Origin of the sequence: Kribbella speibonae (assembly GCF_004331375.1) — a bacterium.
Taxonomy (GTDB): domain Bacteria; phylum Actinomycetota; class Actinomycetes; order Propionibacteriales; family Kribbellaceae; genus Kribbella; species Kribbella sindirgiensis.
Genome location: NZ_SJKC01000009.1, coordinates 293,663 through 306,645, shown reverse-complemented (window position 1 = coordinate 306,645; position 12,983 = coordinate 293,663). Strand labels below are relative to the sequence as shown.

Sequence of the window (12,983 nt, the reverse complement as noted above, 5' to 3'; positions counted from 1 at the left end):
CAGGCTGGACAGGAGCAGGCCGCACCGGCACAGCCCGCGGCGGTGCGACCGTACTCGTGACAGCCGTACTGACAGACGCCGTGACCGCAGCGGTCGCCTGCTGAGCTGAGGTGGCTGTGGTGGTCATCGGAAGAGCTCGTTGTCCAGGACCGGTCCGGCCGCGGTACGGCGACGTACCGGCGGCAGGGTGAACTGCTCCGGTGACTCCGTGGCGGTACGGCCCTGGAGGTCGGACTGCACACCGGTACGCTGCAGAGCGTCGCGCTTCCGGTTGCCGGAGCGGGGCTCGTTCGACCCGCCGCCGCCACCGCCTGCGCCGGACATCGGCGGTGCGATCGTCGGCATCGCCTTAGCCGCTGCTGCCGCGGCACGTGCCGTACTACCGGCCAGCCCTGGTTCGGTTCCCGCGGCGATCCGCGCACCCGTTGATGACCCCACAGCACCAGGCGTCGCTGGGCGCACCGAGTTGGTCAACGCGCCGAGCGACCCGGCCAGTACGGCTGCCGGTATCCCGCCCGGCATCCCGGCCGAGGTGGTCGCAGACACTCCGACCGTCGCCGGGAGCGTGGTCGGCGGGGTTACCGTCCCACCGGCGAGCGTCGGCAGGTCCGGGTGGACGAGCGTCCCGAGCAGATCGTTGGTGGTTGGCAACTTGGCCGTCGCGCCGTTCCCGAGCCCGGTCCCCGACTGAGCCAGCCCGGCGACCGTCTGCACCAAGGTGGCGCCCTTGCTCATCGCACTGAACAGCTTGTCCGTCGCATCCAGTACGTCGGTCACCGGTATGGAGGGAGCGGGTGACGCCGGCGTCGGCGCTCCGGTGCCTCCAGGCCCCTGCCACCCTTGAGTCGGCGGAGGTACTGCTGTGGGGGCCTGCATGACCACACCGACCGCTTCCATCATCCCGGCGCCGACCTGCTGCAGACCGACCGCGACCTGCGCGGCGAACGGCCCGATGATGGGCACCGCGCTCAGCGACACCGCCGTGTCGTACCCGCTCTGCAGCGCCGGCATCGCGGCCTGCGCCGCGTTCAGCGCCGTACCGCCCAGCCGGAGCGCCGCGGACATCGCACCGGTGTACGCCGCCCACTCGCCGAGCGATGCGAGACTACCGATCACCTGTCCGTTGAACGCCAGCTGCGACACCGAGCCGATGCTGAGCGGCCACGTGGCGATCGTGGCGTTCGCGGCACCGAGGTCGCCGTGGGTGGCGAGCAGTTGCTGGCAGGCCGAGCCCCACATGTCGGCGCCCGTGTGCCAAGGTTCGGCGCGCTGCCCGTAGAGCATGGCCGCCATCGCGTTCAGTTCCATCCCGAAGTACGCGCCCATGGCCGTCAGACCTGCAGCTCGTCGGCGAGGGTGCGATGCGCGGCCGCGTTGACCTGGTCGGTGGACTCGAAGCTGGTCGCGATCGACAGCGCCGCCTCGATCAGCGACGCGATGCCGTCGGTCGCCTGCAACGTGACCGTGCCGGTGTTCTCCACGCAGAACCGGACGTGCGCCTCGACGGTCGCGCTCTCCGGCATCGGACCGGCCAGCGGCGGCGTCGCCTGGACCGTGCCGGAGACCGGAGTGACAGTCGCCAGCGGTGCGAGCGTGGCGAACTGCCGCAGCTCGTCAGGCACCACGGTCAGTGTGCCGATGTCCATACTTCCTCCTGAGGTTGAGAGATCGGTTAGGGTCCGACCGGGTAGGTCGCGGCGGAGGGGTCGAGCGCATGTCCCGCGGGGAGCCGACTGACCAGTTCGGCCGGCAGGCGCACCACAGGTGCCTGGTCGTAGCCGAGGACACCCAGTACGTCGCGACTCGCCAGCTGGTACCGCCGCCCGAGATCGCTCACGAACGACAACGCCCCGGACCCAGCCGGCTGTGCGGGCGCGGCCATCGACTCGACGACGGCCCCGTGGCCCGGCGGGACGACGACCACGTCAGCCAACGCCAGTCCGCCCTGGCCACGTCCCGCGGTCACACCGGCGTCGCCGGCCGACGGCAGCTCAGCAGCAAGCGTGAACCGAGGCCGGAACTCGCCGTTGGAGAACACAGCGCACACCGACACCTCGGACGACTCCGGTCGCGCAAAGGACGGCCTGGTCGGCGGCAGTGCGGAGTCAGCGGTCGTCGTACCCACACCGCCGGACACCTGAGCCACCACAGCCGGGTCCAGCCGAACCGCCTCCGGCACAGCACCCGGGTACGCCTTACGAGTAGCAGGAGCCGTGCGCTGTACGTCGTACTGCAGCGAACTGATCGCCACCAACCGGTCCCGTTGCAGCAGGTAGTACTGCCCCTGTCCGGTCGACGTCTGTACGACGTACAACGTGCCGACTCGACCTGGGCGGAGCAGCGTGGACGGTGTGCCCGCACCGGGCACGGAGATCGGACCGAGTGGTGGACCCGACGGAATGAGGTCCAGCCAGACAGAGGGCACCCGCAGCCACGCCTCCTCGTTCAGAGCGAGTGCTGCGGTCACTGTCGCTGGCTGCTGGATCAGGTGCCGGTAGCCGCGCCAGATCAGGTACCGGTGCCCGTCAGGCCCAACCGCGAGCAAGGAGTCCGTTGCCGTACCGGACTGCTCGGTTCCCACGAGGAGAACCGACTGCACGGCGGGACTGCCCGACGAATCCACCATCGGCTTCGCGCACATCGACCACCCGCTGCCGAGCAGTCGTCCCTTGGCAGGCAAGGAGTCCGGTGCATCCGGGATCCCCACGCGTTGGCCGCGCGGTACACCGAGCAGCGACTTCGCCGACACCATCAGCGGTGCGCTGTACTTGTTCGCGAGCAGCAGCGCCGACACGTAGTTCGCAGCCGGGTAGAGCACTCCGTCGCGGTACACGTACCGCGTGCCGGTCTCCTTCTCCACGATGACGCGGTCGCCGGACTTCCACGACGTCTTCCCACCCGGCGACAGCGCCCCGTACACACCGCACCCGGCCAGCACCAGGACAGCGAGCCCGATACCGACCAGCATCGCGACAACGCCGCGGCGGAACGGCGGGTACTCCGGATCGGTCTCCCGCAACAGGAGCGCATGGGTCATCCGCTGCTTGACGAACTGGTGTGACTGCAGCTGATCCCGCTTCGAGGCCATCGGTCATCCACCCAGTCCACGTACGTACGCGTACAGCCCAAGGACCCACAACACGATCGGCACGACCAGCAACACCAGGACGACCTCGGCCAGCTCGGCGTACCGGGCCAGGTACGCACCAGGCTTGTGCCGCGCGTACCAGAGCCCGAGGAACACAGCCACCGCAGCGAACACCAGCAACGCGTACGGCGACTGCACGAGCAGGCATCCGAGTCCGGCAAGACCAGCGCCGATCAAACTCAGCCGATGCGCGACGACCGGCAACAGCCGCGATCGCAGCAAACAGATGCCGACGATCAGCACGACCAGCACGCGTCCAGGCGTCGACGAGGATCGCGCTAGTACGTACAGGCAACTGGCAAGTCCAGCTGCGAGTCCTGCGAGGATGCCCGTGTAGAGAGCGGCAGACCGTAGTACTGCAGCGTGCAGCAGTCGACGAGGCGGCTGTGGCGGGTCGGCCAACAGGTCCGCAGTACTGCTAGGCAGAACGGGCTTGGGCAGCCGCCCGATCCGCATGGCCAGTGGTGCGGCCACTGGTATCAAGGCGACCGCAACGGCGCCGACAACAGCAGCTGATCGCGTACCGTCCAGCGCACCGCCCAGCCACCCCGCTACGAGTGCGAGCACGCCTCCGGTCACTGCCGTGACGAACACCGCGGTATGGCGAGCGATCCCGACGTACCCGAGTAACCCGAACAGGAGCAGCGCCGCACCACCCGCGGTCAGCTGTGGTGCGCCGAACTCCGGCAAGTCGATCAGCAGCACCCCGCCGGCCAGCGCGAACACCAGCGACACCGCGCCGACCATCGCAGCACCTGCCGCGTCGCCGACAGCACGTGACAGTACGACGCCGATCGCCATCAGCCCGCCGGCGACAGCAAGCGCGAAGTACGCGCTGGGCTGCAGGACAAGGGCGGTCAGTACTGCGACCGTCCCCGCGATGAGTCCGCACCAGCGACTCGCACCCGGTGTCCATGCCCGGCCGCTGGACCGTGCGTCGGTGGCGATCGCGTCCACCAGGTCGTCGTACTCGAGCTCCGGCCAGTGCTGGTGCGCCGGTGCGAGATGCAGGATCTCGCCGTCCCGGACGTCCTGTCCGGCCAGGTCCAGATGTGTCTCCAGGGCTTCGCCGTCGGGGCGGCGGAGGACCCAACCGCCTTGCAGCGCGCCGAAATCGGCGAGGTCGTCACCCGCGTGCCGCAGGATGCCGGGCAGCACTTCGGCCACCGTCGACCGTTCCGGCAGCGCCAGGTCGATGCGGCGTTCGGGTGCGTCGATGGTGACCTTGACCAGTCCACGAATGCTCACGTCAGTCACCGTGGCACGCACAGCACCGCAAGGCCCCGCCCTTGCAGCTTGTGGACAGTCAGCAAGTGGCCGCCGTCCCCTGTCGTGCACCCGCGCCACCTAGCGTCCTGGAACATGTCGACAGTCATCGTCAGCAGACCGCCGCGGCGCGAGGGTCCCGCGTTGCCGACCGGCGACGTCACGCTGGAACCGCCGCCGGCACTGCCGCAACCTGCGAGCAAGCAGCTGTCGCAGTACGTGATGATGGTGCCGATGCTCGCGGGCGGCGCCGCGATGGCGTTGATGTACTCGACACTCGGCGGCGGTGGCCGGATGAGCTACATCGTCGGCGGACTGTTCGGCCTGTCGGCGCTGGGCATGGCGGGAATGGCGTTCGCCGGCCAAGGCGCACCACGGCGGGAGATGGCCCGGGCACGGCGCGGGTACCTCAGACACCTGTCCCAGCAGCGCATCCGGGCCAGGCGTGCCGTCGTACAGCAACGAAAGGCGCTGTCGTATCTGCATCCGGATCCGACGCAGCTGTGGACGTTGGTGGAGAGCTACCGCCTCTGGGAGCGTCGCCGTAACGACACCGACTTCGCGATCGTCCGTGTCGGCACCGGAGCGCAACCATTGGCCACAACGGTCGCTCCACCCGACACGGTGCCGCTGGAGGAGCTGGAGCCGCTCTCCGCCGGTGCACTGCGCCGCTTCATCACGACGTACTCGTCTGTTCCTGGACTGCCTGTGGCTATGGCACTGCGTGGCTTTTCAAGGGTGTACGTCGATGGCGACCCGGACCGCGCTCGTAGCCTGGCACGTGCTCTCGTAGCGCAGCTGGCGACGTTCCACTCGCCTGACGACCTACTGATCACAGCTGTCATCGGGCCGGAGACCAGAGCGGACTGGGAATGGCTGAAGTGGCTGCCGCACGCACATCACCCGGAGAAGTCCGACGCGCTCGGCCCGATCCGCCTGATCAGCAAGAGTGTTCCGGACCTCGAGTCGGTACTGGGTGACCTGCTGGCGCAGCGGCCGCGGTTCGATCCGGCGGCCACCAGCCGCGTGGACGACCCGCACATCGTCGTACTGATCGACGGTGGCGACGTGATCGGTTCGGACCACCTGATGACCGGCAACGGTGTGGAAGGCGTCAGCGTCATCGACCTGACCACACAGCCGCCGCGACTGCTCGACCGCTCCACTGTGCTGCTGGACGTGGCCAGCGACGGTGCTCTCACCAGCGTGACCATGGACGGCGAGTCCGAGGTCGGCATCGCGGACAGCTTCACGATCCCCGACGCGGACGCCTTGGCCCGCTTGGTCGCACCACTGCGCCTGTCTGCAGGCGGTGACGGCGAGGAGAGCTTCGCGTCGGTGTTCGGCCTGACCGACCTGCTCGGCCTGGGGGATCCGTACACCTTCGACCCCGCAAGGCACTGGGGTCCCAGACCGAACCGGGACCGGCTGCGCGTCCGCTTTGGTGTCACTGCGGACGGGACGCCGGTAGAGCTCGACCTGAAGGAGTCCGCCCAGGACGGTATGGGCCCACACGGTCTGCTGATCGGTGCGACCGGCTCCGGCAAGAGCGAGCTGCTCCGGAGCCTGGTACTCGCACTGGCCGCGACGCATTCGTCCGAGAGCCTGAACTTCGCCCTGGTCGACTTCAAGGGCGGCGCCACGTTCACCAAGCTGGACCGGCTGCCGCACACCAGTGCGGTGATCACGAACCTCAGCGACGAGCTGGCACTCGTCGATCGAATGGCGGACGCCATCGGCGGTGAACTCATCCGTCGGCAGGAGCTGCTGCGGCGGGCCGGGAATTACGAGTCCGTCCGCGAGTACGAGCTCGCCAGAGCGGCAGGCGCCGACCTGCCCGAAGTACCGACGCTGCTGGTGATCTGCGACGAGTTCTCCGAGCTCCTGTCGGCGAAGCCCGACTTCATCGAGATGTTCAACCAGATCGGCCGACTGGGCCGAGCACTCGGCGTACATCTGCTGCTGGCCAGCCAGAAACTGGAGGAGGGCCGGCTGCGCGGTCTGGACGCGCACCTGTCGTATCGGATCGGTCTGCGGACGTTCTCCGCGATGGACAGCCGTGTCGTGCTCGGTATCCCCGACGCGTACGAGCTGCCGCGCGCGCCCGGGCACGGGTTCCTGCAGATCGGCACGGAGACGCTGGTTCGGTTCCGCTCGGCCTATGTGTCCGGTGTGCATCGCGCAGCAGCCAGTGTGAACCAGACCGGTGGCGACGTCGCGGACGAGGTTGCGGAGTACACCAGTGCCTACGTGTCGAAGCCGGTGACAGAGGTCGATGAGGAGCCGGAGGAGGACGGTGTCGGGGAGAAGCTGCTCGACATCCTCGTCGATCGCCTGGAGAACAAGGGCCTGCCGGCCCGCCAGATCTGGCTGCCGCCGCTGGACGACCCGCCACCACTCACTGACCTGCTGCCGGCGCTCACGGTCGACCCCGACTACGGGCTAGCTGCTGCAGGGCCGCGCGGAACGCTGCGCGTACCGATCGGGCTGGTCGACAAGCCACTGGAGCAGCGGCGCGACCCGCTCGTCGTGGACCTCTCGGCTGGCGCCGGCCATGCGGTCGTGGTCGGCGGACCGCGCAGCGGGAAGAGTACGGCGATCCGCGCGCTCGTCTCCGCGCTGGCCCTGACTCACACGCCGCGTGAGGTGCAGTTCTACTGCCTCGACTTCGGTGGCGGTTCCCTCGCCGCGCTCCGCGAGTTCCCCCATGTCGGCGGCGTGGCGCCCCGCCTCGACGTCGGCGCCGTACGCCGGACGATCGCGGAAGTACAGCAGTTGCTGACGGTTCGGGAGCGCTACTTCGCCGAGCACGGTGTGGAGAGCATGGCGTCGTACCGGGAACGGCGCGCGGCCGGTGAGTTCGCCGACGATCCGTGGGGTGACGTGTTCCTGGTGGTCGACGGGTGGCCGGTCCTGCGCTCCGATTTCGAGGACCTCGAGGCGACCCTCGGCGAGATCGCCGGTCGCGGCCTCGCGTACGGCGTCCACGTGATCGCGAGCTGTTCGCGCTGGTTCGACCTGCGCGGCACGATCCGCGACCTGTTCGGCACCCGGATCGAGCTGCGCCTCGGCGACCCGTCCGACTCGGTGGTGGACCGCCGGGCCGCGATGAGCGTGCCGGCCGACAAGCCGGGCCGCGGCCTCGCCGACAAGGCGCAGCACTTCGTCGTGGCCACGCCGACCGCCGACCTCGGTCCGCAGCTCGCCGCCGCCTGGCCGGTGTCCGGCGCCCCGCGGGTGCGGCTGCTCCCGGTACAACTGCAGGAGGACGAGTTCACCGCCGTACTGGCGCGGACTCCCGCGGCGGGCCTGCCGATCGGGCTGGCGGAACGCGATCTCGGCCCGGTGTCCATCGACTTCGAGTCCGACCCGCACTTCCTGCTCTTCGGCGACACCGAATCCGGGAAGACCGGCTTCCTGCGCCGGCTGGCCCGCTCGATCACCGAGCGGTGCGCGCCGACCGAGGCGCGGATCATCCTGGTCGACTACCGCCGCTCGCTCACCGTCGCCGGTGAGCATGTGATGGGCACGTTCTCCGAGCCGCGCGGCGTCGAGGCGATGGTCGCCGACCTGCTGCCGGTCCTCGAACGCCGCCAGTCCGGCGAATGGACCGGGCCGCAGATCCACATCCTGGTCGACGATTACGACCTGGTCGTTGGTCAGACCAACCCACTGGCCGGGCTGACCGACTACCTCGCCCACGGCCGCGACATTGGCCTGCACCTCGTCATCACCCGCCGCAGCGGCGGCGCCGGCCGCGCGATCTACGAACCGCTGATCGCCCGGCTGCGCGACCTCGGCACCCCCGGTCTGCTGATGAGCGGAGACAAGTCGGAGGGCCCGCTGCTCGGCACCACCAAACCCGAATCCCTGCCGCCAGGACGCGGCCGACTGGTCGGCCGCCGCGGCGACACCCAACTCGTCCAACTGGTCGAGTGCCCCGACGACCCGGACGGAGAACAATGAGCGACGACCTGGCCTTTTCCTCCCCCGAGCTGTACCAGTTCGGGGGAGCCGCCGGCGACATCAACGTGCCCGGCTTCGCCGACGACAGCGGCGGCGACCTGCGCGGCGGTATCCGCGGTAGTGAGGTGGCCGTGGACAAGTACGGCAAGGTGGCGAACGCCGCCGACTTCTACCTGGACCGGGCCCGACGCGGCCTGCAGGCGTTCGAGCAACTCTCCCGCGATATCGCCCAGCACTTCGAGGGCCAGGACCACGTCAATGCCACCGAGTTCAAGAACGCCTGGGACCCCGAGCACCAGCAACTCCGCGGCAACCGGAACGCGGACGTCGCACCGGAAGTGCCGGGGCAGCGATGAACTTCTTCTTGCCGGGAACGAACGGTCCGTACACGGGCTGCACCGATGTTCAGTTGATGTACAACGATCTGGACGGCCAGCAGTCCGGCCCGTGGCGGGCCCACGCCCAGCGGTGGACCGACGCGGGTACGGCGCTGCACACGGCGTCCGGGGAGCTCGGCGCGGCGCTGAACAAGGTCACCATCTGGCAGCAGAGCACCGGCTCCGAAGGCTGGTCGGCGTTCAGGAACGAGGTCACCGACGGCGTGAACTTCCTGGAGAGCTGGAACGGGCAGGCGGCAGCTGTGGCCCAACGCCTGAACCGGGTCGCGGAAGTGCTCGACGGCGCCCGCGGGGTGATGCGGCAGTTGCTGGATGCCTGGAACGCCGGGAAGCAGAAGGCGAACTCCAGCGAGGATCCGGTGATCCGGGCCGGCATGAAGGAGATGGACACCGCCGCGTTGACCGCCTCGATCGAGATGAACATCCTGTCCGGCATGCTGGGCATCGCGTTCGACGGTCTGCAGGCGGAGTTCAGCAAACATGACTGGACCGGCCCGGTGGTGGCGAAGCCTGATGCGGGCGGGCCGCAGCCGCAGGTACAGGATCAGGGTGGGGGTACCGGGGCGGAGCAGGCGAAGGTTGGTGGTGCGGAGACCAAGGGGGACGAGAAGGCTTCGGACGAGAAGAAGCCTGAGGAGAAGGCGCCGGAGGCGAAGGATCCGGTCGAGGAAGCCGGGAAGCTGATCGATGTTGTCGGCAAGGGGATCGATCTGGTCGGCAAGGTCCCGGAGAACCTGGACAAGTGGATCACCCTCGCCCAGCACGCCAAGGACCTGGTCGACCCGGGTACCACCGCGACGACCACCACCGACCCCACCAAGTCCTCGACAGACGGACTGATGATCGATCAGCCGGTCCTCGCAGGCGGCTCCGGGACCACGACCGCCCCGACCTTCCACGCGAGCGCCTCGCCCCCGCCGGCGACCAGCGGCGGCGGCCACCTGCCGATCGGCGGTGGCGGTATAGGTGCCCTGGGCAACAGTGGACATGTGCCGGGTACGTCGGAACGCACGACGCCGGTGCAGAAGTCCGCGACGGTGGCCGGTACCGCCGGTGCCGAGCCGACGCTGTCCGGGAAGACATCGTCCGCGGCCGCGACGAGCGGCCAGCAGAGTACGCCGCCCATGTACCCGCCGCAGTCCGGCGGAATGGGGGCCGGAGGCAACGGCGCGCGGGACATCAAACCCGGAGCCGGAACCGGACGCCGCCCGGGTTTCAACGTACCCGCGGAGCAGAGCGAGACCGAACGGCTGCGGCGGCACGGCGTGCAGTCCGACCTCCAGGGCCGTTCGAACGGCGAGTCGCGGACCACAGCCGGCGTACCCCCACTGAGGAAACGCAAACGGACCGCTGCACGCCCTGCCGAGCGAGAGGTGCTCGACGAAGACCTGTGGCGACTCTGACCGCAGAACCGGCCATCCGATGGCCGCAACCGGTACGCGCCGGGAGACCGGCGCGTACCGACCTAGCGTGACACCGACCGGTGATCACGCACCGGCAACCCAGCAGAGGAGGAAACACCATGGCCGGTGTGGAGACCGAACTCGATCGAATGGTGCGGACGGCCACCGAAGCCGCGCGGATCGGCGACGCCCTGAAGGCGGTGATGACCACGCTCGACGGTGCGATGAGCAGCCTGACCCCGATGGACGGCGAGATCAAGAACACGTTCTGGCAGGGCCACAACAACCACCTCGACGCGGTGAACAAGTTGTGCACGAAGCTGCACCGGATGTCCGACGGCATCACCACGTCGAAGGTCGCCTACGAGGCGCAGGACGCCAGCAGCCAGTCGGCGTTCAGCGGCCTTGGCGCCTCCGGGACCACCATCGACACCACCGTTCTGTAGGAGAGGACCTCGTCATGATGCTCAACTACCCGTTCGACCGGATGGCGCAGGGCGCCGTCGACATGGTCACCGCGAACCAGCAGGTGACCGACCTGCAGAACCAGTTCCAGACCGCGATGCAGCAGCTGCTGGCCGCGTGGGTCAGCCAGCAGGGCTCACCGCAGCTCCAGGAGGTGCAGCGCCTCTGGGCCCAGGCCAACGAGGAGATCAACCTGGTGCTGCGGCGTCGGGGAGACGCGATGGACGACTCGTGGATCGGCATGAAGCGCGCCGATGCCCAGGCCGCGGACGCCGTCGCCAACTGCTGACCCGACGCAAAGCCCGGCCCACCGAAGAAGGGCCGGGCTTTGTCATGCGCGCCAGCGACGCCGTCGTCCGAGCGGTACGACGATCGCGACGGCGATCACCAATGCGGCGCAAACCCCTGCTAACACAGCGATCCGGCGGCCGTCCTGGATCGCGGCGTTCCTGACCGCGGTACGTCGTTCCGCAACCGGATCGACCTGCACGGGACGGACCCGCGGCAGTACGGCGGGTTTCGCCGTACCGAGGCTGTCCTGCACGGCGCGGTACGGGTTCACCACCCCGGCGCCGTACTGATCCGCCGGGCCGGCCGCGGGTGTGGCGGTGGCGATCAAGCGGTTCGCGACGGCGGAAGCCGGTAGTTGTGGATCGGCCGAGCGGACTAGTGCCGCCGTACCGCTGACGAAGGCCGCCGCGAAGCTGGTGCCGTCGTAGTACCGATGGCCGCTGACGCGGGTCGCTGCGAGGACGCCACCGCCGGGTGCGGAAATGTCGACGTACGAACCGACCTGCGAACTCTGCAGCCGACTGCTGTCGATCGTCATCGCGCCGACGCCGAGGACACCCGGGTACGCCGCTGGGTACGTGATCGGGTCCGCGCCCTGCTGGGCGTGCGCGTTGCCGGCCGCCGCGACGATCAGCGCGTCGTGCCGTTGCGCGTAGCGGACCGCGTCCCGGACGGGCTTCTGGTCGGCGTACATCGACAGTGAGATGTTGATGACCGAGGCGCCCGCGTCGACGGCGTACCGGATCGCGCCGGCGAACACCGTGGCGTCGACCGCCTCGCCCTGCTGCTCGCTCGCGTCGCGTTCGCTGACGCGGATCGGCAGGATCCGGGCGCCGGGCGCGATCCCGCGGAACCCGATCCCGCGCACCGGGCGCGCGGCGATGATGCTCGCCACCGCCGTACCGTGTGAGACGCAGTCGAAGTTCGCGCGGGTGTCACCCGGCGTCAGCAGGTCCCGTCCGGGCAGTACGGCGCCGCGCTCCCGCAACTGCGGATGATCGGCGTCCACTCCGGAGTCGATCACCGCGACGGTGACCCCGCGGCCGGTGATCCGCGGCGGTACCCGTTCCGGCGCGAGCCAGGTCTGTGCCCACGGCAACTTGTTCACCGCGGCCCCGCCGGGCTCGGCGTTCTGACACAGTCCGGCCGGCGGTACGGCGGACGCGGGCGGCGCCGACGCGATCGCCGGCAGACCCGCGAGCAGCGCACCGGCGGCGGCCGCGGTCCAGCGGCATCCTCTGGCAGTCATCACGTTCCGGACAGTAGGTCTCGTCCCGATCGGGCCACGGGTTCTGACCCCTTGTGGCCAAGGGCTGACCATGACCGCCGTCCGGAACGGACCCTGGTCCCATGGAACCGTCGGAGCTCAGACTCGGTCAGGAACTGGCCGCGCTCGGCCTGCACAACGAGCTCGAACGTTCGTTGTCCGCGATCAACGCCGTCCAGACCGAGCTCGACGCGCTCACCGCGACGGTGGTCTCTCCCGATCGGCTGATCAAGGTCACGATCGGCGCCCACGGCGACCTCCGGGAACTCGAGTTCGACCCGGACGTCTTCCGGACCCAGGACCCGCAGGGACTGGCCACCGCGATCCTCGCCACGCTGACCGAGGCCAGTACGGCGATGGCAGGCAAGATCGCCGCCCGGTACGACGACCTGAAGGAGCGCCTGTCATGACCGAGGTAGACCTCCCGGCCGTGTACCGAGCGGCCGAGAAGCTCCTGCAGACCGGGACGGACGGCGGTACGGCGCTCACCCAGGCGCTGAGCGCGATCACCCGCGAGGGGATCGATGCGGCCTGCGGCGGTGACGAGACCGGCCGCGCGATCTTCGAGGGATTCAGCGCCCGCGTCGCCGGCCTGAACGACGCCGGCGCGGCGCTCCGGGAAAGCCTGACGAACATCTCCGACGGCGTCGCCGCCGCGGCCAACCTGGTCCAGGGTGTCGACGGACACAACGCGGAAGTGATCCGGGCAGCCGACCTGGGCCTGCAGGCCAACGGCAAGCCGCTGCCGGCGCCGGACGCATCGACGCCGGGTCGCTGAC

12 protein-coding genes are annotated in these 12,983 nt (G+C 69.4%); 7 read left to right on the top strand and 5 right to left on the bottom strand.

Annotated elements, in window-relative coordinates; translation table 11 throughout:
* Positions 1-123: 123 nt before the first annotated feature.
* The 4 genes from E0H92_RS42345 to eccD are packed head-to-tail and all read right to left on the bottom strand — an operon-like array spanning position 124 to position 4,396.
* A complete protein-coding gene (locus E0H92_RS42345; protein ID WP_131460749.1) occupies positions 124-1,326 on the bottom strand; it encodes a hypothetical protein in 1,203 nt (400 codons plus the stop codon).
* Between the two features lie 5 nt (positions 1,327-1,331).
* On the bottom strand, positions 1,332-1,646 hold the full coding sequence (locus E0H92_RS42340) for a hypothetical protein (RefSeq protein WP_131460748.1): 315 nt from the start codon (positions 1,644-1,646) through the stop codon (positions 1,332-1,334).
* Between the two features lie 26 nt (positions 1,647-1,672).
* Entirely contained in the window at positions 1,673-3,088 is a 1,416-nt protein-coding gene (gene eccB / locus E0H92_RS42335) for a type VII secretion protein EccB (protein WP_131500262.1), read from the bottom strand.
* A gap of 3 nt (positions 3,089-3,091) precedes the next feature.
* Positions 3,092-4,396, bottom strand: a complete 1,305-nt coding sequence (gene eccD, locus E0H92_RS42330) for a type VII secretion integral membrane protein EccD (protein WP_131460746.1) — start codon at positions 4,394-4,396, stop codon at positions 3,092-3,094.
* 114 nt (positions 4,397-4,510) lie between these two features.
* On the opposite strand from eccD, the gene eccCa reads away from it, so the two are divergent.
* The 5 genes from eccCa (at position 4,511) to E0H92_RS42305 (ending at position 10,935) form a co-directional block, all read left to right on the top strand.
* Complete coding sequence (gene eccCa / locus E0H92_RS42325) at positions 4,511-8,380, top strand: type VII secretion protein EccCa (RefSeq protein ID WP_131500261.1); 3,870 nt, start codon at positions 4,511-4,513, stop codon at positions 8,378-8,380.
* On the top strand, positions 8,377-8,736 hold the full coding sequence (locus E0H92_RS42320; RefSeq protein ID WP_131500260.1) for a hypothetical protein: 360 nt from the start codon (positions 8,377-8,379) through the stop codon (positions 8,734-8,736). Before eccCa ends, E0H92_RS42320 begins: the two co-directional genes overlap by 4 nt.
* A 56-nt stretch (positions 8,737-8,792) precedes the next feature.
* Positions 8,793-10,181: a hypothetical protein gene (locus tag E0H92_RS42315; RefSeq protein ID WP_131500259.1), complete on the top strand. Its 1,389-nt coding sequence runs from the start codon at positions 8,793-8,795 to the stop codon at positions 10,179-10,181.
* A gap of 119 nt (positions 10,182-10,300) precedes the next feature.
* Positions 10,301-10,627 carry a WXG100 family type VII secretion target gene (locus E0H92_RS42310; RefSeq protein ID WP_131460742.1) on the top strand — a complete coding sequence of 109 codons (327 nt, stop codon included), beginning with the start codon at positions 10,301-10,303 and terminating at the stop codon, positions 10,625-10,627.
* 14 nt (positions 10,628-10,641) lie between these two features.
* The gene (locus E0H92_RS42305) at positions 10,642-10,935 is read left to right on the top strand and encodes a hypothetical protein (protein ID WP_131296104.1); all 294 of its coding nucleotides are present in this window, start codon (positions 10,642-10,644) and stop codon (positions 10,933-10,935) included.
* A gap of 42 nt (positions 10,936-10,977) precedes the next feature.
* On the opposite strand, the gene mycP is transcribed toward E0H92_RS42305, so the two are convergent.
* Entirely contained in the window at positions 10,978-12,186 is a 1,209-nt protein-coding gene (gene mycP, locus E0H92_RS42300) for a type VII secretion-associated serine protease mycosin (protein ID WP_131460987.1), read from the bottom strand.
* A 101-nt stretch (positions 12,187-12,287) separates the two neighbouring features.
* On the opposite strand from mycP, the gene E0H92_RS42295 reads away from it, so the two are divergent.
* Together E0H92_RS42295 and E0H92_RS42290 are read left to right on the top strand one after the other, a co-directional pair.
* A complete protein-coding gene (locus E0H92_RS42295; protein ID WP_131500258.1) occupies positions 12,288-12,614 on the top strand; it encodes a YbaB/EbfC family nucleoid-associated protein in 327 nt (108 codons plus the stop codon).
* Entirely contained in the window at positions 12,611-12,982 is a 372-nt protein-coding gene (locus tag E0H92_RS42290) for a hypothetical protein (protein WP_131460740.1), read from the top strand. Before E0H92_RS42295 ends, E0H92_RS42290 begins: the two co-directional genes overlap by 4 nt.
* Position 12,983 lies beyond the last annotated feature (1 nt).